18 protein-coding genes are annotated in these 19,515 nt (G+C 52.4%); 5 read left to right on the forward strand and 13 right to left on the reverse strand.

What is annotated here, in order from left to right; all coding sequences use genetic code 11:
- Positions 1 to 1,051: 1,051 nt before the first annotated feature.
- The 4 genes from EFB08_RS23565 (at position 1,052) to EFB08_RS16770 (ending at position 5,691) form a co-directional block, all read left to right on the forward strand.
- Positions 1,052 to 1,198 carry a hypothetical protein gene (locus tag EFB08_RS23565; RefSeq protein ID WP_165864937.1) on the forward strand — a complete coding sequence of 49 codons (147 nt, stop codon included), beginning with the start codon at positions 1,052 to 1,054 and terminating at the stop codon, positions 1,196 to 1,198.
- A gap of 441 nt (positions 1,199 to 1,639) precedes the next feature.
- Positions 1,640 to 3,115 carry a carbohydrate-binding protein gene (locus EFB08_RS16760; protein WP_165864938.1) on the forward strand — a complete coding sequence of 492 codons (1,476 nt, stop codon included), beginning with the start codon at positions 1,640 to 1,642 and terminating at the stop codon, positions 3,113 to 3,115.
- 412 nt (positions 3,116 to 3,527) lie between these two features.
- On the forward strand, positions 3,528 to 4,541 hold the full coding sequence (locus EFB08_RS16765) for a PDDEXK nuclease domain-containing protein (protein ID WP_123128126.1): 1,014 nt from the start codon (positions 3,528 to 3,530) through the stop codon (positions 4,539 to 4,541).
- A gap of 358 nt (positions 4,542 to 4,899) precedes the next feature.
- Complete coding sequence (locus tag EFB08_RS16770) at positions 4,900 to 5,691, forward strand: hypothetical protein (protein ID WP_123128127.1); 792 nt, start codon at positions 4,900 to 4,902, stop codon at positions 5,689 to 5,691.
- On the opposite strand, the gene EFB08_RS16775 is transcribed toward EFB08_RS16770, so the two are convergent.
- The 13 genes from EFB08_RS16775 to EFB08_RS16840 form a co-directional block, all read right to left on the reverse strand.
- Positions 5,686 to 6,615: an HAD hydrolase family protein gene (locus EFB08_RS16775; protein ID WP_123128128.1), complete on the reverse strand. Its 930-nt coding sequence runs from the start codon at positions 6,613 to 6,615 to the stop codon at positions 5,686 to 5,688. The genes EFB08_RS16770 and EFB08_RS16775 overlap by 6 nt on opposite strands.
- A 1,325-nt stretch (positions 6,616 to 7,940) precedes the next feature.
- Complete coding sequence (locus EFB08_RS16785) at positions 7,941 to 9,008, reverse strand: replication initiation protein (RefSeq protein ID WP_123128130.1); 1,068 nt, start codon at positions 9,006 to 9,008, stop codon at positions 7,941 to 7,943.
- The gene (locus EFB08_RS16790; protein ID WP_123128131.1) at positions 8,995 to 9,624 is read right to left on the reverse strand and encodes a recombinase family protein; all 630 of its coding nucleotides are present in this window, start codon (positions 9,622 to 9,624) and stop codon (positions 8,995 to 8,997) included. Before EFB08_RS16790 ends, EFB08_RS16785 begins: the two co-directional genes overlap by 14 nt.
- A 576-nt stretch (positions 9,625 to 10,200) precedes the next feature.
- A complete protein-coding gene (locus tag EFB08_RS16795) occupies positions 10,201 to 10,872 on the reverse strand; it encodes a hypothetical protein (protein ID WP_227006377.1) in 672 nt (223 codons plus the stop codon).
- Positions 10,873 to 10,999: 127 nt separating this feature from the next.
- Positions 11,000 to 11,470, reverse strand: coding sequence for a (2Fe-2S)-binding protein (locus EFB08_RS16800; protein WP_123128132.1), 471 nt, complete (start codon positions 11,468 to 11,470; stop codon positions 11,000 to 11,002).
- A gap of 32 nt (positions 11,471 to 11,502) precedes the next feature.
- Complete coding sequence (locus tag EFB08_RS16805; protein ID WP_123128133.1) at positions 11,503 to 13,761, reverse strand: xanthine dehydrogenase family protein molybdopterin-binding subunit; 2,259 nt, start codon at positions 13,759 to 13,761, stop codon at positions 11,503 to 11,505.
- A gap of 170 nt (positions 13,762 to 13,931) precedes the next feature.
- Entirely contained in the window at positions 13,932 to 14,420 is a 489-nt protein-coding gene (locus EFB08_RS16810) for a (R)-mandelonitrile lyase (RefSeq protein WP_123128134.1), read from the reverse strand.
- 45 nt (positions 14,421 to 14,465) lie between these two features.
- Entirely contained in the window at positions 14,466 to 15,206 is a 741-nt protein-coding gene (locus EFB08_RS16815; RefSeq protein WP_227006378.1) for a carboxymuconolactone decarboxylase family protein, read from the reverse strand.
- A gap of 58 nt (positions 15,207 to 15,264) precedes the next feature.
- A complete protein-coding gene (locus EFB08_RS16820) occupies positions 15,265 to 16,269 on the reverse strand; it encodes an alpha/beta hydrolase (RefSeq protein WP_227006379.1) in 1,005 nt (334 codons plus the stop codon).
- Positions 16,270 to 16,438: 169 nt separating this feature from the next.
- Complete coding sequence (locus tag EFB08_RS16825) at positions 16,439 to 17,056, reverse strand: flavodoxin (RefSeq protein WP_227006380.1); 618 nt, start codon at positions 17,054 to 17,056, stop codon at positions 16,439 to 16,441.
- 67 nt (positions 17,057 to 17,123) lie between these two features.
- Positions 17,124 to 17,591: a nuclear transport factor 2 family protein gene (locus EFB08_RS16830; RefSeq protein ID WP_123128135.1), complete on the reverse strand. Its 468-nt coding sequence runs from the start codon at positions 17,589 to 17,591 to the stop codon at positions 17,124 to 17,126.
- 62 nt (positions 17,592 to 17,653) lie between these two features.
- Positions 17,654 to 18,106 carry a cupin domain-containing protein gene (locus EFB08_RS16835; RefSeq protein ID WP_123128136.1) on the reverse strand — a complete coding sequence of 151 codons (453 nt, stop codon included), beginning with the start codon at positions 18,104 to 18,106 and terminating at the stop codon, positions 17,654 to 17,656.
- A 142-nt stretch (positions 18,107 to 18,248) separates the two neighbouring features.
- Complete coding sequence (locus EFB08_RS16840; protein ID WP_262707487.1) at positions 18,249 to 19,199, reverse strand: aldo/keto reductase; 951 nt, start codon at positions 19,197 to 19,199, stop codon at positions 18,249 to 18,251.
- Between EFB08_RS16840 and EFB08_RS23830 the strand changes: the two genes are divergently transcribed.
- Positions 19,144 to 19,449, forward strand: a complete 306-nt coding sequence (locus EFB08_RS23830; protein ID WP_227006394.1) for a hypothetical protein — start codon at positions 19,144 to 19,146, stop codon at positions 19,447 to 19,449. The two genes, EFB08_RS16840 and EFB08_RS23830, sit on opposite strands and share 56 nt — an antisense overlap.
- Positions 19,450 to 19,515: the final 66 nt, after the last annotated feature.

Below are 19,515 nucleotides of genomic sequence, written 5' to 3' on the forward strand. Positions count from 1 at the left end.
CACCGACCGGCTCAATGTTATAAGTAAACAGCTATTTACTTACACTCCTACTTACGTAGTTATCTTCATAGATAATTGTATATTTAATTTAATAAGTATTTTAATAAGTAATTAACCAAGTACATGGGTAAGAAAATCATCCTATAGAGCTTTATTCATCGATCACTTACTTCTTATACCATACCCACCCCTCTATTCATCTCCCTGCTATGGTAAACACCTTGCCAGGTAGTTCAGGGAATATACTTAGGCAAATTCGTTTGACTGCCTCTTGCTCGGGGGCAAAGGAGCCGCAGGTAGACCCTTGTCTCCCCGAGTTGATCAGGAAGAGCCGGGATTGCTGACCTCAGCTCTTTGCGTTCATGCTTAAAGCCACTTAACCCTCTGTTACCTCCCCGTGATGGATAGCTTCAGATATGACCTGTTACTACGCCAAAGGCTACATCTACTCCAAACTAGGCACTAGGTACACCTTTGTATTCGTAAGGACAGCCCAACAGCGTAAAACCTGCCTTGGCCGAACAGTTTCTGGACAAGCATCCCTACATTATCGCCTAGGACTCCGCCGGTTGGATGAACTATCTTAATCAGCAGGAGAAGAGTCCCTATTACAATGACGTGCTGGGGAGCTTCCAAAATGCATGGAGCTGTTCAAGGCGCAGTATAGCTATGAGGCGGAGTGGCTGCTGGTGTTCACAGAGGGGAAGCGAGAGTTGAGTTTTCGTACATTTAGAGCAAGGGATTGGAAGGCTTTTTAAAAGCTACCCAGCATGTACATATTTCTAGGAATATGTACATGCTGGGTAGCTTTCCCTTCTTTGGTGGAATTAGAGCCTGCTTAGCTTTTGCAACTTTTTTGAAATCTTACCCCCCCATTCCTCTTACCCTTAAGGTATGGAAAGAACTATGCCTTGATATGGGCGTGGGTGAAGGAAGTTTGACCCAGACCCGAGCGTCTCGATCGCGGTGACGCTGCTGGTGCCGCTCGGGTCTGGGTCAATGCCATCATCGGCGGGGTGCTGGCCTTAACGCCTTAGTTTCCTCCCTGTTGATGTCCCGCCTCTTCCACGATGTAATCGAGGTGCATCAGGGAAGGCGGCTAGACTCATGGGAGTTCACCAGACAAGATACCGTGTTCCACCTCACCAAATGGGAAGAGGGCTGGAAGTTCTCCATGGGCTATAATGAACTATGGTAATAGTCTGGCTTAGTAAACTCCTGGATTATATACCTTAGTTAAATCCAAGTGAGTGAGGGAAGACACGGACTGGTCAACGGCTCACAAGCTAAAAATGAAAAAAGAAAAAGGAACCCGGTTTTCATAAAGCTTGACATAGGTTTGATTTGCCTTGGGTGATGTTATGCGTAAACTATTTGCATCGATAAATCAAACACTTTTGTTGCGGATACGCCAATATTCGGTAATTTCAGTCTATTAGGCACTTTTCCACCCTTCCAACCAAAAACCTAAGAATCCGGGCTTATTTTCAGGCATTTTGGGGAGGGAAGGTACCGCAGGCAGGACGGATTACATAGGAATTACGGGAAGCTCCTTACTGCAGAGAAGAATAGAATAAGGTTTCAGGCTGTTCCGGACACGTTTATCTTCACCACCAAGCGGCTCATCCTCATGGGAACTATGGCAAAACTCAAATCACTTCTTGCGTTAAGCATCTTGGCTCTCGGCACTGATCCGTTCACCGCTGCGGGGCAGCAAAGGCCTTATTTAGGGGCACCGCTTGAGCTTCCAACCCGCATGGAAGGCGAGAACTTCGACCGCGGTGGCATGAATGTCGCCTACTATGATACGACCCCAAAAAACCGCGACCAGGCTTATCGCACAAGCGAGGACGTAGACATCGCCCGTAACGTCCACACCACGGGCCATCACATCAGCGCCATCCGGAAGGGCGAGTGGCTGGAATACACGGTCAACGTCGCGGCCGCCGGCGAGTATGATTTCACGGCATCTGTCGCAACCACCGCTTCCGGCAAGAGCTTCCAGATGCTCATTGACGGCGTCAACCGGATGGGGAATATCAAGGTCCCCAACCGGGGAAGCTACCAAAGCTACTCTCTCACTACCGTCAAGCGCGTGAAACTGAGCGCAGGACGGCATCTGCTGCGGTTCCAGACGAAGTCTGAATATTTTGATGTCGATTTCTTCGAATTCAAAAAAGTAAGCAATGATGCTCCTCCTCCGCCGCCATCAACGAGCAAAGTGAACCTGATCCTGGACCTGGATATCTTTAATGACTCGGACGATGCGGGGGCCCTAGCCGTTTTGCACAGCCTGATCCGGTCCGGCGAGGTCAATGTGCTGGCCATGATGATTACGGTGTCTTACCCGTACAGCGCCCCAGCCACCGATGCAATCAATACGTATTACGGTCTCCCGAATATCCCCATCGGGATTCTTAGGGATAATACCCTTCTTCCCACAGGCGGTTGGTACAGTCAAATTTCGGCCAATTATCCCCAAGATCTCGTCAACGCACCCAATGCCACGACCCTCTATCAGCAAATTTTGTCCCGGCAGCCGGATAATAGTGTCGTGATCGCAACCATAGGTCCGCTCCGCAACCTGGACAACCTGATGGCTTCCTCCGAAGGCATGGATCTGATCCGACGGAAAGTGAGGAGGCTGGTTGCCGCAGGGGGGTGGATAGACGAAGACGGCTCTTCCGGAACTTCCTTTAACTACAAACTGTCGGCATCCAGCACCCAACGGGATATTAACCATTGGCCGGGGGAGGCTTGGTTTGTGCCCAACCAAGTGGGTGACAAGATCAAGACAGGAAATCGGCTCCTGGCTACCAAATCCAACGCCAATCCCGTGCGTAAGGCGTATGAGATAGCCAAGAGCCGTTACCACGGCCCCGATTTCCGGCCGAGCTGGGACCAAATGGGCGTGCTGATCGCCGTGCGGGGCCTCTGGGGCGGGAGGCTGACGTCCGAGACCAATGGACAGCTGAGATCCGACCCGGGCGGCAACGTCTCCTGGAAATATCCTTCCTTCCACTACCCAGACAAAAATCACCACTTGATCAAGCTCAACACGAGCCCGTCAAAGATGAGCGTCATCGTCGAGAATATGATGATGATCGATCCGTGAGGTGGGGAACTATGATTCTTAAAACATGAGACAGGACTGCTTCGAAATCCAAGGCAGCCCTGTCTCATGTTTTAAGGCTCTTTTCTCGTAAACGGCCTTGAAGTAGAAAACGGCTCAGAAATAGAAAAAAGAGGTTCAATCAGTTGGTTAAGAGCCAGTCTAAAAAAGGGAAATAAACCTTTACGCTTTATCACTTTAACATAATTTAATAATCGAGACATATTCTGGCCGTATAAGCTATGGTTCCAAACAACTCATAAAGGAGTTAACGAATTCGTTTCCTTCCGCATGGTTGCGTTCACAACAACACTTACTACGCCCCACCGCCTAGATGGGAAGGGGGCAGTCCCAGGTTATCCATTATATTTGGGGACAGGTAATGTAACCTATCCTATAGTTTTCTATTTTCACCATGCCTTCTCATTCTACTGTTTACGCCGATGTTCTGGAGGAGCTTAAATCGGAGATAAGGAAGGCCCGGGTCAAAGCGGCTCTCGCCGTCAACTCCGAGCTTCTTTCCCTGTACTGGAGGGTGGGCAAAACCATCCTGGCCCAGCAGCAAGCCCAAGGATGGGGAGCCAAAGTCATCCAGACCCTCTCCGGCGACATCCGCAGGGAGTTCCCCGACCTGCAAGGGTTCTCCTACCGGAACCTGCTGTACATGCGGCAATTCGCCTCCGTCTATCCCGTGCCTGAATTTACGCAACAACCGGTTGCGCAATTGCCCTGGGCCCACCATGTGGTGCTTTTAGACAAGGTGAAGAACGAGCAGGAACGAGCCTTCTACATCCATAAATCCATCGAGAATGGATGGTCCAGGAACGTACTGGGCCTGCAGATCAAGTCAAATCTCTACCAAAGACAAGGGGGAAGCCTCACCAATTTCGGCCTGAAGCTCCCTTCCCCGCAATCAGACCTGGCCCAGGAGATGCTGAAGGACCCTTACGTGTTTGATTTCCTGACCTTGACGGAGGATTATCAGGAGAAGGACCTGGAAGGGGCCTTGACGCAGCACATCACCAAGTTCCTGCTGGAGCTGGGGGCTGGCTTCGCCTTCGTGGGAAGGCAGTACCACCTGGAGGTCGGGGGGCAGGACTTCTACATGGACCTGCTCTTCTACCACCTGAGACTGCGGTGCTACGTGGTCATAGAGCTCAAACGGGGGAAGTTCCTCCCTGAATACGCGGGGAAGCTCAACTTTTACCTCTCCGTGGTGGATGATCTCCTTAAGACGGAGCATGACCAGCCCAGTATCGGACTGCTGATCTGCCAGGATAAGAACAAGGTAGTGGCCGAGTACGCCCTGAAGAACATCGACAAGCCGATCGGTGTCTCGGAGTACCAGCTGACCGAGGCGATCCCCGATAACCTGAAGGGGAGCCTTCCCACCATAGAGGACTTGGAGCGGGAGCTGGAGGACTCCTAACCAAAAACTTTAATTCACATAGCTACGGTTATAATCTCAGCAGAGTTTCCAGCCTTTATACTCCCCTTCAGTAGACATGTCTCTGATTATTAAATATATACAGGAGTTTCGCCGCAGTATGAGGGAAAAAACAGTTTAAAAAAAGTTGTTGGGACAAAGCTGGATACTTAGTGTCTTCCGGTATCCTGATAACCTAAAAAGGAAAAATAAATCTTGCTGGAAGGCAATATAATGTGATAATATACCATTTTTTAAATATATTCATCCCGAACCGATCCAGCCGAAAATAACCTCTCAATGCCAAGTGTTTTTTGAGCGTTTTTCCTGAAAGTGATGTTACTTCCCTATAACCTTATTCATGCCCATAAACTCACCTTTCATAGAAACAAAGAACAGTACTTTCACCTGGCAGGAATTCAGAACGATCCGGGACAGCGAGATACTGAAACCGCTTTACCGCGACACGGGTCAGAAACCCGAACGCATGCGCCGGCAGATTTTTCATTACGAGACCAAGCAAACGTATTATATCCATCAGCAGGATTGCCTGTTGGATGAACACTACCCACTGGTGCAGGCCCAGGCCGAACTGGAATATAACTGTTATCTATATGCGCCTATCTTGGGCCTGAACCTGCCCGAGATAAACGCCCTGAGCTTTTACCAGGATGCCGAATTGAATATTGCCCATATGGTGTTGGGTACGCAGGAAGTGCCGGGTACCCGCCTGGCCGATATTTTGCAGGACGAAACAGTTGCCGGATCCCTCCGGAAGGAGTTGGCGCACCAGGCAGCCTGGGACGCCACCAGAATCACGCTGGGTTACGGAGATAACGACCGCAAGCCTAAGAACATGATTGTTTCCAATCCGTTCACAAAGGAGAGTGAATGCCACCATGTGGATTTTGAATACGCCATGAGTGCCGATTATGTAAGCTTGGTTGATAACTGGTTTACAGAAGATATGCCGCGGGAGTTTGGCCGGGAAATCCGGTTTAGCCGGCAAGCGGTTATGGATATGGTTTTGGATTTATCAAACCGGGTGCAATGTTTGCCAATAGGGGATTTCAGGAATAAAATCATCCAGAATCTGAACCAAGCTATTCCTTTGGTAAAAGCCCACCCATTTCTAACGGGACCCGTCTTATAGTTGGTAGCTGGGGTCTGTAAACTTGCAGCCCTCCGCTATGTGGGTAAAGACTTCGCCAATCTCCGGTACCGTTTTTACCGGCAGAATGGTTGCCTGGCAGTCGAAACCAAGGGGCAAATCCCCCACCTGAACAACAACCCCGGTTTCCTTCAGGAATACATCCATCGGGGTATCGCCCGCACCGATAAAATGTTTTAAGTCACGCCCCAGCTGGTTTACGAAAGCATGGGCCCCGGTCAGTTTGTTTGCGCCGGTGGTTGTGTAAAAATCCTTGAAGTTGTGTTGCAGGTGCGTTCCTTGGGCAGTGTCTTTCTTGACCGATAAAAATATCATGCTGATTTCTTCGGCCGCCAGATGCTTTTCCAAAATAGCGAGGCTGCTGCTGTAAACCCGGGAGGCGCTTTTATGCTTCTGCGCCAGCCCGGGGACCCGGTGTTCCTCCGCCGACCAGATAATCTCCCCTTTGGTCCAATCGCGGGGATAATAAAAAGCCGAGATATCGGGTGCCTTGTTTTGGGCCAGTATCCGGATATCAGCCAGAAAGCCCTTGATTTCCGCGGGCTTCAAAGGTTGCGCCCCGGCTTCGGTGAAGCTGAATTCCTTGGCTTCCCCCGGCGAGATATAACCCCACTGGCTGCCGTTCAGCGAAATTACCGGAACAGGATTCTGGGCAATAGGGTATAAGACAGCGGCAAAGGTCTTGATGATGGATATGGGGAACCGGAGAGTATTGAGGATGATGGGGCAATTTACCCGGTATAAATCGTTCAGGCCGGCCTGCACCTGGGAGGGGATGGAGTAATTGCCATCCTGGTGCTGCACAATGGTGCCATCCAGATCAGTCATTAGTCCGCCATATTGCCTGAAATCGGGTTGGCCGGTAAAATCCTGAATTAATTTTCTCTGTTCTTCCGTAAGCGCCATTTACTATTTCCGAAATTTCCCCTACCAACTTACCTTCAAATATAAAAGACAGTTACGTTGATGGAACTTCGTATACGCTAGTGGCCTAAATAGTTTAAACTTTGCCCTGCCCGTAATAGGGTTATCGCTCAGCAACTATGGCTCGGTATAAAACTTCCGAGCATACAACTAGAGAATTGTCCCTTACGACCGCAAGTTAAAAGGATGGCAAACCAGGTAAGGATCCGATAAAATACCTGATGAAGGAGAGAGATGTGAAGTAGAGTCCTGCCGTATCTCCGTCTTCAATACCGGAAGGGAAACTAACCGGAGAGTTAAACCTCCATTTACAACTTAACATAAGGTAAATTATAAGACATTTATAAGTAATTGATTTTCAGTAATTTAAATTTTTTATTATGTTAACTAATTGATGAAAATATATACATCTTGTAAGTTTAACCTGGTTAACTAATCAGAATTTTATCTCATCTTTCCTTTTGATGAAGTACTTTTCCAATTGTAAAACCAACTGATCTCCCGTTAGTGAATTGATCCATTCATTTATTTGCAGGGATATAAAACTCTTATAGACAGGATTTTGTGTAAATCTGGGGACAAAAAAGCAACTTTCGATAATCCCTTCCAGTGGGTTTAGGGACAAAAAGGCAACATTCGCCTGGAGAAAGGTTGTTTTCCGTGCTTTCTTTGGAGATAAGGCTCCCAAAATAGGGCAATGGCGGCTGTTTTCGCCTTTTTTTCCCTTTCCTTTAATGATTTATCTGATTTTAGGTACTCTAAAAGAATAATAGATTATAGTTGTTAAATAGTAGATAAGTAGTACGCGCTGTAACTCGTTGAATCATAAATTCTTATCTCTGTTTTTAGAGACAGAAAGGCAACTTTTTAGGGACAAGAAAGCAACATTCGGGAGACGAAAAGGCAACATTCCGGGGGCAAAAAGGCAACATTCCGGCTCTTCCTAGCGCTTTAGGGGACCAAAAGGCAACATTCCCTCTTTTTTGGCTGACCTTGGGGACAATTAGGCAACATTCCCTCCTGTAGGGTCGCCTTGGGGACGAAAAGGCAACATTTAGGCTCTTACCCCTCCTCTAGGGGACAAAAAGGCAACATTCCTTCCTTTGCAGGCACTTTGGGGGACAAAAAGGCAACATTTAAACGCTCCTTGGGGCGGATTTGCAGGAAAAGAGAAAGCCTGGAAGGCTCTGGCCATCGCTTAGACAATAGCCAGAGCCTTCTTTTGAAAGGATTATCAGCACCGAGGGACAAAAAGGCAACTTTTACAATTGGGAAACTCCCTCCTTTCGAAGGCAGGGAAAGGAAGCCTATTCCAGCATGATCGCTTCCGTCTCCACATCTTCGCTTTCGAAAAAGGCCGCTACCTCGTTCTGGAGGGCTTTCAGCACGTAATCGGCCACGTTCTTCACCTTGGCTGTATCGATGGACCCGGTCAGCATGGCGGCTTTGGTGTGGAGCGGGTTGATGGTCTCCTCGTTGAGGATCATATACAACGCCTTCAGGTGGTGATCCTTGAATTGGTGGTGCGTCTTGCACCAGTTGATCAGCTGGTCGCTTTTCGCATCGTAGATCTTCCGCTCCTGCTCGGTCATGATCTTGATGATCTTAAAGTTGAGGTGGGTGACCTCTTTCCCTTTTTTCTCTACCTCCGCCATCTCAAACCAGCAGTCCGCCTTCTCGAACAGCTCGTCGTAAGCGGGCTTGATCACTCGCTTGTACAGGTCTTTGTACTCGGCATACCGGTCCCCAATGCCGAGCATCTTCCGGAAGTCCGCATACGGGATCCGTAGGCCCCCCTTCCGCTTCCAGCTGCTGATGAGGATGTAGATCCGGAACGTATACTTGTTGTTGGACTGGTTGACGATCTCGTACATGAACTTGGACCAGCCCGGCTTGGTGTCCAGGAGGTACTTGGCGATGGGTTTCTCGATTTCGATGATGACTTCCCGGGAATATTTCTCCTTGGGGATGTAGGCCGTGAACAGGCCCTTGACCACCCAGTACTCTTTGCCCGATTCCGGGTCCCGGGCATCGAGCTCCACGGGAATGGCGGCGATTTTGCGCATCGCCATCTTGAGTTCGTTGTATTTATCGGGGGTTACCCCGAATTTCTTGATGGGGATGGTCAGGCGGATGCTATCGCCTTTGCTTCTCTGAAACAAATTCAGCTGCTCTACCTCCTTGCCTTGGATCACCTCTTCCATGTGGCCTTGCAGCTCCACCAGGATCGACAGGAAAACCCGCAGCTGCAGGACCGTGAAGTCATACCCCATCTTGGTCACCTTGTTGGGCTGCTTGATCCAGGTCATAGTATCCGGCAGCTTCACCACCCCCGTCCTTTTGTTGCCCTTGCCTTTCTTATCAACTGTTGACATATGCGGTGCCTTTTGTGTTTGAGGTAGACTTTTCCCAGCCCTTTATCTCGATTCCCTCCAACCGGAGGTATTTGTAAATGGTGGCGGTGCTGCGGATCTGCAGTGCTTCCTGGATCTCGGTGATGGTGCTGCCCGCCTTGTAGAGCTTGGAGGCGCTGGAGGCTTTCTTTTTGGCCTTCTCCGATAAGCCCGGGGTACGCCCTCCTTTTCTTCCCCTAGCCCTGGCGGAGGCCAGGCCCGGGGAGGTATCCTCCTTGATCCAGTCGGCCTGGAGCTCGGCCAGGGAGGCGAACATCCGGAAGATGAAGCGTCCCATGCTGGAGCTGGTGTCGATGGCGTCCGTCAGGCTAACCAGGTCAATGCCTCTTTCCTCCAGCTCCCCCATCAGTTTGATGAGGTGGTTGAAGTTCCTGCCCAGCCGGTTGAGTTTGTAGATGACCAGCTGATCCCCCTTCCGAAGGACTTTCAGCAGCTGGGCCAGCTCCGGCCGATCCGCCTTGCGTCCCGTCACCTTCTCCTGGAAGATCTGCTCGCAGCCGTATTTCTCCAGGGCGTCTAACTGCCGGTCCAACTTTTGGTCTACCGTGGAGACACGCGCGTACCCGAACTTTGCCATATTTTCAAGAAACTCAATAAAGTTCCAATATATGAAATTTGTTTAAACAAAAGGCAATTATGAAAGCAAAAAGCGGGGGTAAGCCGGGGCTTTGGGAGAAGGTAGGATTTTTCATTTATACGATCGTTTAAATGAAAACCGAAGTGACGTAAACTCAACAGGAGAGAATAGAAATTTTCGGCAGGGTACAGCATGTTTCTCAAAAATGCCATCTCATAAATTAATTCTATATATTGTTTTGTGAGATGACTATCTGGGACTGCCACCTTGCTCCCATAGCACGTTTTCGAAGAGAATTAAATTTATCGTTATACCGCCGTTTTTCGGGATTTAGGAAGACCTGGGTTCCGTGTCTATTTGCTTGGTAACCTATAATTAATTCCTTTGAATTTCTGTAGATAAGCCTAGTTCATTTCACTGCCATTTTCTCCAGAGCAATAGGGTATTCGAAGAAGTAAATGCAAAAAAGCCGCATACCCGTTAAGGAAATGCGGCTGATGTTTGTTTCAATGAAATTGACACCTCTAGGTGTTCCTAGGATTAGGAATCCAATGGTGCGGCATTAGTTCATTCTATTTAAGGATTTGGGGCATAAGCTCCCTTTACTATCCAAGTAGTCCAAGCCTTTTTAAACTCAGCATGGCTCATAGGCGGCAACGTGCGTCCTTCCCCGGGGTGCCAGCCCGCCAAAACCAGCGTATCATCGGCGTGCTCCAGCAACTTCTCCAAAGATTTATCTCCGTTCTGCTTGCGGTTCACGAGCTGTTTGGCTAATTGGTGGGGTGTCCTGCCCTGGAAGATCATCTTCATGCGGGCCGGCGGCAGGTGCCACTCCGGGTTGCCGGGCGGGGTGTTCAGGCCGGGGGTGTTCTCAGGTTGGTGGCAGTTCCCGCATTTCATGGAATAAACGCCCTTGCCGTCCACGCCGCGCTGGGGCAGCATTGTATGCAAGTGGCTGTCATCCCCCTGCAGCGGGACATCGCCAGCCGGGTGGCAGTTCATGCAGCGGGGGCTCATCAGCACCTTGTAGACTTTGCTAAAGGCCTGCACCGACGCCACGCTGTCCCGTTCCGCCTTTAAAGGTATGGGTACGCTGTCAGTTAACCTGGTTTCCGTACTCTTGGAAATTACATAATCGCCGCTGTACACCGTGGTAACCGCTGTAACAAGAAAGATAAAGACCGACAATGTGGTTATGATTTTCATCAATGCCGAAGTACGGGTTCCGTATTCAGGATGCTGTTTCATAGAAAGATTCTGTTTCGAAGCTGATGTGTGTTGACCTACTGCTAGGCCTATTTCCGCCTATGATGCTTGGCATAGGTTCCTGAAGGCTCTTGTATTGAGTCTTTATGGGCAGCCTATCCCGCCGGTGTTAGCCATTGCTGCCCTTGCGCTGCATCTCCGCCGCCAGATGGATGGCCTCGCGGATCCGCAGGTAGGTCCCGCACCGGCAGATGTTGCCTGCCATCGCCGCGTCGATGTCGGCGTCCGTCGGGTTCTTGTTCTCTTTCAGGAGCACCGCGGCTGCCATGATCTGCCCCGATTGGCAGTAACCGCACTGGGCCACGTCCAGCTCCAGCCAGGCCTTCTGCACGGGATGGTCGGCCTTTGCCGCAAGACCCTCGATGGTGACCACCTTCTGCCCGGCGGCCCGGCTCACCTTCGTGACGCAGGAACGCACCGCCTCCCCGTTGAGGTGCACCACGCACGCCCCGCACTGGGCGACGCCGCAGCCGTATTTGGTCCCAACCAGGCCGAGCGCATCCCTGAGCACCCACAGCAACGGGGTATCCGGGTCTACTTCCACTTGGTAGGGTTTCTTATTGATGGTAAGTTTGATCATGGCGAAGGTATAAACGGTGGAAATTCAATGGATCAAAGGATACTGGGGTTATTGAGTTGCGGGCTGAAGGGCTGTTGGTAGAAACGCTTGCCGACCGATTTGTACAAGGCGTTCGCCACGGCCCCGAAAACGGGCGGGAAGGGCGGCTCGCCCAAACCGGTGGGGTCAATGTCGTTCTGTACGAAATGGACCTCGACCTTCTTAGGGGCCTCGTGCATCCGGATGATCCGGTAATTATGGAAGTTGGTCTGTTCCGCGGCCCCATTCTTATGCGTGAGCCCCCCGTAAAAAGCGTTCCCGATCCCATCCACCACGGCTCCCTGCACCATGTTCGTGGCCGCGTCGGGGTTGATCACGATCCCGCAGTCAATGGCGCTGAACACCCGCTCCACGTAGGGCTGACCGTCTTTCATGACCATGTCCACCACATGGGCCGCGTAGGAATTATGGCAGAAATAGGCCGCCACGCCCCGGCTGTATTTCTTGTTTTCGGCCTTGTTCCACCCCGATTTTTCCTGCACCAGTCTCAGGATCCCGGCGTAGCGGTCGGCGTCGTACTCGTTGTTCTTCCCCACGGGGTTCTCCTTGGCCCGCTTCAGAAGCTCCAGCCTCATTTCGATCGGATCCTTGCCCATCGCCTCGGCCAGCTCGTCCAGGAAGGACTGCTCCGCCGCCGCGTTAAAGTTCGACCTAGGTGCCCGGAAGGCCCCGATGGTGATATTGGAGGGGATCTGCCACCCTTCGGCCAGGTAGTTGTCCACCGCGCCGGCCGGGAACCGGTTGGCGTGGATCGGGTGCTCAGGGATGCCGCCGCCCTTCACATGGAAGGCGGTCAGGTTCTTGTTCGCGTCCAGGGCGGCCCGGTAGGTGGCCGTGTACATGGGTCGGTAGATCCCGTAGGTCATGTCATCCTCGCGGGTGTAGACAAGTTTGACCGGCGCCTTCACCTTCCTGGAGATCAGGGCCGCCTCCGTCAGGTAATGCCCGTAGGCCCGGCGGCCGAAGCCCCCGCCCATGCGGGTCATCTGGATCTCAATCTTATCGGCGGGCAGGTTCAGGATCTTGGCAAGGGTGGGCTCCGTCCAGCCCGGGGCCTGCAATGGGCCTACCAACAGTGCCTTCTCGTCCGTGACGTGGGCGAAGAAGTTCATCGGCTCCATGCAGTTGTGGGCCAGGAACGGGGCGTTGTAGGTGCGCTCGATGACCTGGGCCGCATTCTTGAAGGCCGTCTCGGGGTCTCCGTCTTTCCTGAGCTGCTGGGCGGGTTTTGCGGCGTACTCCTGCATTTTCCGGAGTTGGGCGTCCGTGCTCTCCAACTCGCCCGGCACCACGACCTCCCTCTTCTGCCTGCCGCCCATGGTGTCCTTGGTGTCGCCGGCGGGTTCCCACTGCACCTTCAGTTTCTTGCGGGCCTTCATGACCTCCCAGGTGGTCTTGCCCACCACCACCAGCAGGTTGTTGAAGGTCCGGGTGTCGAAACCGCCCTGCTCGAAGCCGTCCTCGTAGAGTTTCTGGGTGAAGACATCGGTGATGCCCGGCATTTTCAGGGCCTCGGAGGCATCGAAAAATTTGAGTTTCATCCCGAAGGCGGGCGGGTGCTCGACCATGGCGATCAGCATGCCCGGCTGCTGATAGTCCAACCCGAAAAGGGGCTTGCCGGAGACGATTTTCCGGCCCTCCACGTTTTTCTTGGAGTTCCCCACCACCTTGAAGTCCTTTGCCTCTTTCAGCTTTACGCCTTTGGGGATGGGAATACCGGCGGCCTGGGACGCGAAACTGCCGTAGGTACCCGATTTGTTACTTTTTACGTGGTAAAGCACACCTGCCTTGGTGGTCACTTCCTCCACCGGCACTCCCCAAGTCTGGGCCGCGGCCTCCCGCAGCATCTGGCGGGCCGTTGCCCCGGCCTCGCGCAGGGGTTTCCAGTACATCCGCACCGAGTTGCTCCCCCCGGTGAACTGTGGCCCCAGTTTTACGCTGTCGTGCGGGCCCATCTCCACCACTACCTTTTGCCAGTCCACGTCCAGTTCCTCGGCGATGATCATGGGCAGGGAGGTCATCACGTTCTGCCCGAACTCCGGGTTGGGGTTCAGGATCCGGATGGTGCCGTCTGGGGTGATTTTGATGTACCCGTTGATCTCGATCCACTTCTCTGCGAGGGCAGGATCGTTTTTCGCCTCGGCAGGGCGGAAGGCTGACAGCCAGGTGAAACTGATCATCAGGCCGCCTCCGGCAAGGGCCGAGGTTTTCAGGAATGATCGCCTGGACATGGAGGTTTTTTGATGTGTCATTTCTATGGTTTTTTGAGAGCTTACTTACTATTTGCAACCGAATTGATTCTGAACTTTACCAATGTGCTCATGTGTCAATTTAAGCCTTTATCTCCATTTCCCCTCCATGGGAAGTGGGCATTACGGATATTATACAAGATTTCAGGACGGGGGCTGCTTGCTAATAGACCTTATTTAAAGCTGTTGTATTGTTCGTCAGTGACTGGTTCTCCCCACTTTGCCCCACCTTTCTCAGCATTGACGGAAATGGCGATATGGGTAAGCGGAGCATCAGGTGAGGCACCATGCCAGTGCTCCACTCCTGGGGGGCATTTCATAACATCTCCTTTCTGCATTACCTGGACCTGCTTTCCTCTTTCCTGATAAAGCCCTTTTCCTTCCGTAACCAGCAAGACCTGCCCACCGGGATGCATATGCCAATTCGACCTTGCCCCAGGCTCAAAGGTGACGCTGCCTATCCCGCTGTCCAATCGGTCTTCAGGGGTCACCAGCATATTCACCCAAACGGTACCCGTGAAATTGGTGGATGGGGCCCTTACACCTTTGGCGTAAAGAAGACCCGGGGCTTGGGCGGACTCCTTCACGTTTTGCGCCACTGCGCAGCTTGACAGGCCGAACACGGAAACTATCGCCGCCAGTTTTACTACAAGGTTTTTCATTCCGAATAAGGGTTATGTTATAAGTGTCCTGAGTATCGGTTACTTCTACTTCTTCCTTGATGCCACCAGGGCAGACAGCACCTTCCTGCCGGACTCGGCTTCCTTCTTTCCGACGTTTGACTCCACGATGGAAAGAAGGTGCCTCAGCTGGGATTCGGACATGCCCAGGTTCATCGCTATGCCCATATGGGACTGCATCATAGGCTCCACACCCCCAAGGCTGATCAGGGCGGAGATGGTGGTGATCTCCCGGTCCGTGTAACTCAGAATATCCCGAGTGAAGAGATCAGCAAACAGATGCTCCTTCAGGAAAACCTCTATTTCAGGACTGAAGGCGGCATAGCCCGTTTTGGGTCCTGTTTCCGGTCTGCCGGTCAGGGTTTCCAGAACTTTTTTGCCCTGCTGGTATTTCGTTTCGGAGCTTTCTACAGTGGAAGCTTCTTTACCGACCCTATCAACAATGCCTTTTGTCTTTCTCTCTTGCAGGACCGCTATCAATGTGTTGATTCCTTGAAGGCTTCTGGGAAAACCGCAGTAGGCATACAGGTGAACGAGTACCTCCTTGGTTTCATTGATGGTCAGCCCCGCGTCTAACCCGGCGTTCAAGGCTTTGCCAAGGCTTTCCAGATCACCTTTCGCCGTGAAGGAGGATATGGTGACGATATGGCGCTGCCGGGCATCTAACATTTCGGCTCCTTTGGGTTTCCCCTGCGCGTTCATGCCTGCAGGAAAGCAGAACACAAGGGCAATCAAAGCGAGCAGGAAAATGGAATGGTGGTTTTTCATTGGGGCTAAGTTTTACAAAATATGGGTCATCTTCACGGGAGGGGATACAGTGGCTGGGTTAGTCCAGCCCTTTTTCCTTGAGGTAATTTGACAGGTGGTCAGCGATCTGCACATTGTTCAGGTCCGACATAGGAAAGTGCGTATTGCCTTTGATTCCTATCCCAGGCAAATGCACCAAGGTCACATCACCCCCGTGGCGGTTCACCGCATCCCGGAACTGCTTTGCCATAGCAAGAAAAGCCCGCCATTGTTCCTGCCCCGGGTTTTCGGAAGGCTGCTCCGGTATGTTGTCCCCGTAGTAAATGATAATCGGGATTCTGGTGAGTTTCATGAAGTCAGCCATCGGGATGGCCGGAGGGGTAACCGTACGGCCTGCTAATTTTATGCCTTCCGGTGATTCGCCCTCGGGGAACGGAAAATCACCCCCCGGCTCAAAAGCGACGATTGCCTTTACCTTGTCGTTCTTCATGGCCGTGCGCCACCCTGGGCCGCCGCTCTGCGAGTGGGTGACCAGGATACCCGGCCCTATCTTGTCAAACAGGGAAGAGACGGCATCAATGTTCACCTGGGCATCGTAGGGCCCTGCGTTGGGCACCCCCTGGCGGAAGAACTGGTCCAAGGCTTTGGGGTCTTTGGGGAACTGCACCCCCGGGTAGAAGTCCGGGTAGGTGCCGAGGCGGAAGATTCCGAACCAGAGCTGCTCATCGGCGGCAGCCGTGATATTCACGGGCTTTGTGCTGCGCGCGGCCCGGCCTCGGCGGGGCTGATCCATCAGGTAAACCGGAAAGCGGCGGCGCAGGAAGATGTTCTGGTACCCCTCGCGCCCATCAGGGGTGGTCTCCCAGGTCTTCGCCGACTGCCCGTGGCCATGCCAGAACACCAGGGGTAACTTGCGGGGCTTCACCGGTACCTGGTAAAAGACATAAGCATGGTCTCCGTGCAGCGTCTGTCCCTCCGATGGCTGGTTTACCGGGTTGTAGGAACCGTGTCTGATGGGGTCGAAAGTGCCGGGGTTGGTGACCACGGTGCCCCCGACCGCGAAACTGCCCTGTTCCTGGATCACTATCGCTCCGGGGCTTGTACCTTTATTTATGGCACAAGCCGATAAAAGAGACGATGCTATAAACAAGAAGAAAACAGCCTTCAGATTTTCGGGTATCCTGTTAAATCGATTCATTGTTTCTAGGTTATAGGTAAATGGTCGTTTGCCAAATAGGCGGGTATAAACCCGCCTATTTGGCAAGATTAATTTTTTTCAGCCATCTCGATATTTCCTCCTGGGCCTGCCTTTCCTTTTCCCCCTCCATCACAAAAAAGACACCGTCCCTTTCCACGCCGCCTTTGGTGGTGAAGCCTTCCAGAATCTTGCTGTTGGGAGCCAATGCTTTCACGGTCTCGAAAGTGCTCCCTATCCCATAGCCCGCATTGGTGTTGAAAGGCACGATGGTTTTCCCGCTTAGGTCATATTGCCTCAGAAAACTTTTCATGGGTGGGGGCAGTTGCATGCCCCAGGTAGGGAAGCCGATAAACACCACGTCATAGTTTTGGATATTGTCGATCCTTGTTTTCAGGGGAGGCAGGAAACCCGTGGCATTTTCATTGGCCACCTGGTCCACGATCTGTCGGTAGTTTTGGGGATAAGGGTTCTCCAACTCCAACGCGACCAAAGTCCCCCCGACCTTGGTGTGGATTATCTCCGCGATGGCCTTGGTGTTGTTGGTCCGGGACAGATACACGATCAACACCTTGTCGGGAGTTATGCCGGGTGAAGCCTGCGCATCGATATCCTCCGTCTGGGGGGAAGAACAAGAGGAGAATACTAAAAAGAACACTAACAGTAGCTGCATCATAGCGGTAGTTGTTTTCTGGTTATTGCCGCGAATCCCTAAATGGCAGAATACCATCAGGGAAGGGATTTCAATTACCCATCAGCCTGGTGAACGAAAGGGAGCCTAAGGTCCATTTACCCCCTACTTTCACGTACACTTCGGTCACGATGAAAGGGTTGGTGACCTCGTTTCCGCCGACCACGGCCAATAGCCGGATCTTACTCAGAAGGATGGCCGTGTTGCCGATGAACTTTACCGACGTTTCCTGGATTTCGGCCTGCTTGTAATGGATCCCGCCGCTTCTGATGATATTGACTTCCTGTTCCTTGCCCCAGCTGCCTCCCATATGGACGAACATGGCGTTTTCATGGAAAAGGGCAGCCAGGGTATCGGCTTTCTTGTCTGCCATCCATTCCCATTTCTGTTTGGAGAGGTTGATGATTTCCTGTTCTGAATGCGGGGTTGTCATAGTGGTGGGGCTGGCTTTTTTCTGGGTGGTGCAGGACATAAACATTGTCAATCCTAACAGGCAAAGCCCGAGAAGGGATACTTTCATGGAGGTATATCTTTTAAGTGAAGGGTCAGGGGTGGTTACCTTGCCAGGTGTCTAACAAGCCTCTAGTTCGTTTTGGAATACTCCGCATCCGTTACCCGTTGCAACCAGATGGTTTTCCCGTTTAACGCAGGACTGGTGGCCAGGTAGGTAACCCCGGTGGTAGGGGTTGCGCCATGCCAATGCTCCACGCCCGGTTGGCATTTAACGACCTCGCCTTTCCGGACGGTTTGCTTAGGTTTTCCTCTTTCCTGGTAATAGCCCGTACCTTCGGTAATGAGCAGGATCTGGCCGCCCGGATGCTTATGCCAATCCAACCTCGCGCCGCGCTCCATCGTGGCCACGGAAATGCCGAAAGTGAAGGTGCTATCGGCCGGGCTTATCTCGTTTAGCCAGACATTCCCCACATGATGCACATTGGCCGCTTTTTCGCCTTTAGGGAAGATAGGCGCGTTTTGGGCCACCGCTTGGGTGGTTAAACCGGCAAACAATACAATCGCATACAATATCAGTTTCATAATTTTTCTTTTTTAAATGTTCAGATTTTTACTCCTATCAATAAGGCTGGGGGCTTTGCCTCTTGCTATTTTCAGCAGCACCCCATTACCCGCCTGGCATCCTTTCGGTTTCTGGCTGGTCAGGTTAGGCAAAGCCCCGACCTTATTTCTTGGGCGCTGCCTCTACACCGGAAAATTGGAGTACCATCTGCGGCAGGCGCTCCCCCTTGATTTCGATTTGGGCCAATTCGGTATTGAATTGATGTATTTCCTCCGCAGAAAACCGCACGTGATCGGCCCCGTTGTTTTCCAGCATGTGTGCCATCTGGGTGGTGCCCGGGATAGGCACGATCCATGGTTTCTGGGCCATCAGCCAAGCCAGCGATATTTGGGCAGGGGTGGCTTCTTTCTGGGCAGCCCACTTCTTCACCAAATCCACCAATTTCAGGTTGTTCGGTAAGTTTTCCGGCGAGAAACGGGACTCTACGGCGCGGATGTCACCCGGGGCGAAGCGGGTATTGGCGTCGATCCAGCCGGTCAGGAACTGCACGCCCAGCGGGCTCCACGGCACGAAGCCGATACCGAGCTCCTCGCAGAGAGGGATAACCCCGTTCTCGGGTCCCCGCCAGATAAGCGAGTATTCGTTCTGGATCGCCGTCACCGGGTGAACGGCATGGGCCCGCCTCACGGTTTGCAGCCCCGGTTCGGAAAGGCCGTAATGCAACACTTTCCCCTCTGTGATCAGGTCTTTCATCAAGCCGGCAACATCCTCTATCGGAACCGCGGGATCTACCCGGTGTTGGTACAGCAAGTCGATACGGTCGGTGCGGAGGCGCTTCAGCATCCCCTCCACGACCACCCGGACGTGTTCGGGCCGGCTGTTCAAACCCGGCAGGCGCTGGCCGGTCTGCTGGTTGATGTTCCAGCCGAACTTCGAGCAGAGAACTACTTTGTCTCGGAAGGGGGCGACGCCCTCGCCGAGGATCCGTTCCACCTCATGCGGCCCGTACGCCTCTGCGGCATCGTAGAAGGTAACCCCCTGGTCAAAGGCGGTCCGGATGATGTGGTGCATCTCGGACCTTAAGGGAACCTCCGTGGTATACTTGCGGCTCATGTTCTGCACCCCCAGGCCTACGCTGGACACTTCCAGTTTGCCCAGCTTCCGGCGGCCCTTGACCGTGGCCGCTTTCTGGTTGGAGAGCCCGGCGTTGCCGCCGGTTGAACTTGCCGCCAGCGTGGTGCAGGCGCTGGGCAGCATGGCCGCTCCGGCCAGCAGTAAACCGGTCTTAAGGAGGTCGCGGCGTTTCATTCCGTTATCCCTATTGTTGTTTGTCGTATTCTCCATGGTTGAATTTGAGTGGTGAGAGAAGATGGTTTTGCCCTGCCTCTTTCAGGGGTGGGTTATATTAAGGAGGTTAGCTTTCCTATCT

The organism is Rufibacter latericius, assembly GCF_003721515.1.
GTDB lineage: Bacteria > Bacteroidota > Bacteroidia > Cytophagales > Hymenobacteraceae > Nibribacter > Nibribacter latericius.

Excerpts from the sequence above, each read along its gene's own strand:
- EFB08_RS16810 (WP_123128134.1), bottom strand. The coding sequence starts at position 14,420 with ATGAAAAACCTTGTAGTAAAACTGGCGGCGATAGTTTCCGTGTTCGGC.
- EFB08_RS16805 (WP_123128133.1), bottom strand. The coding sequence starts at position 13,761 with ATGACACATCAAAAAACCTCCATGTCCAGGCGATCATTCCTGAAAACC.
- EFB08_RS16775 (WP_123128128.1), bottom strand. The coding sequence starts at position 6,615 with ATGGCGCTTACGGAAGAACAGAGAAAATTAATTCAGGATTTTACCGGC.
- EFB08_RS16830 (WP_123128135.1), bottom strand. The coding sequence starts at position 17,591 with ATGAAAGTATCCCTTCTCGGGCTTTGCCTGTTAGGATTGACAATGTTT.
- EFB08_RS16800 (WP_123128132.1), bottom strand. The coding sequence starts at position 11,470 with ATGATCAAACTTACCATCAATAAGAAACCCTACCAAGTGGAAGTAGAC.
- EFB08_RS16825 (WP_227006380.1), bottom strand. The coding sequence starts at position 17,056 with ATGATGCAGCTACTGTTAGTGTTCTTTTTAGTATTCTCCTCTTGTTCT.
- EFB08_RS16785 (WP_123128130.1), bottom strand. The coding sequence starts at position 9,008 with ATGTCAACAGTTGATAAGAAAGGCAAGGGCAACAAAAGGACGGGGGTG.
- EFB08_RS16795 (WP_227006377.1), bottom strand. The coding sequence starts at position 10,872 with ATGAAACAGCATCCTGAATACGGAACCCGTACTTCGGCATTGATGAAA.
- EFB08_RS16770 (WP_123128127.1), top strand. The coding sequence starts at position 4,900 with ATGCCCATAAACTCACCTTTCATAGAAACAAAGAACAGTACTTTCACC.
- EFB08_RS16815 (WP_227006378.1), bottom strand. The coding sequence starts at position 15,206 with ATGAAAAACCACCATTCCATTTTCCTGCTCGCTTTGATTGCCCTTGTG.
- EFB08_RS23565 (WP_165864937.1), top strand. The coding sequence starts at position 1,052 with ATGTCCCGCCTCTTCCACGATGTAATCGAGGTGCATCAGGGAAGGCGG.
- EFB08_RS23830 (WP_227006394.1), top strand. The coding sequence starts at position 19,144 with ATGATGTGGTGCATCTCGGACCTTAAGGGAACCTCCGTGGTATACTTG.
- EFB08_RS16835 (WP_123128136.1), bottom strand. The coding sequence starts at position 18,106 with ATGAAACTGATATTGTATGCGATTGTATTGTTTGCCGGTTTAACCACC.
- EFB08_RS16840 (WP_262707487.1), bottom strand. The coding sequence starts at position 19,199 with ATGAGCCGCAAGTATACCACGGAGGTTCCCTTAAGGTCCGAGATGCAC.
- EFB08_RS16790 (WP_123128131.1), bottom strand. The coding sequence starts at position 9,624 with ATGGCAAAGTTCGGGTACGCGCGTGTCTCCACGGTAGACCAAAAGTTG.
- EFB08_RS16765 (WP_123128126.1), top strand. The coding sequence starts at position 3,528 with ATGCCTTCTCATTCTACTGTTTACGCCGATGTTCTGGAGGAGCTTAAA.
- EFB08_RS16760 (WP_165864938.1), top strand. The coding sequence starts at position 1,640 with ATGGCAAAACTCAAATCACTTCTTGCGTTAAGCATCTTGGCTCTCGGC.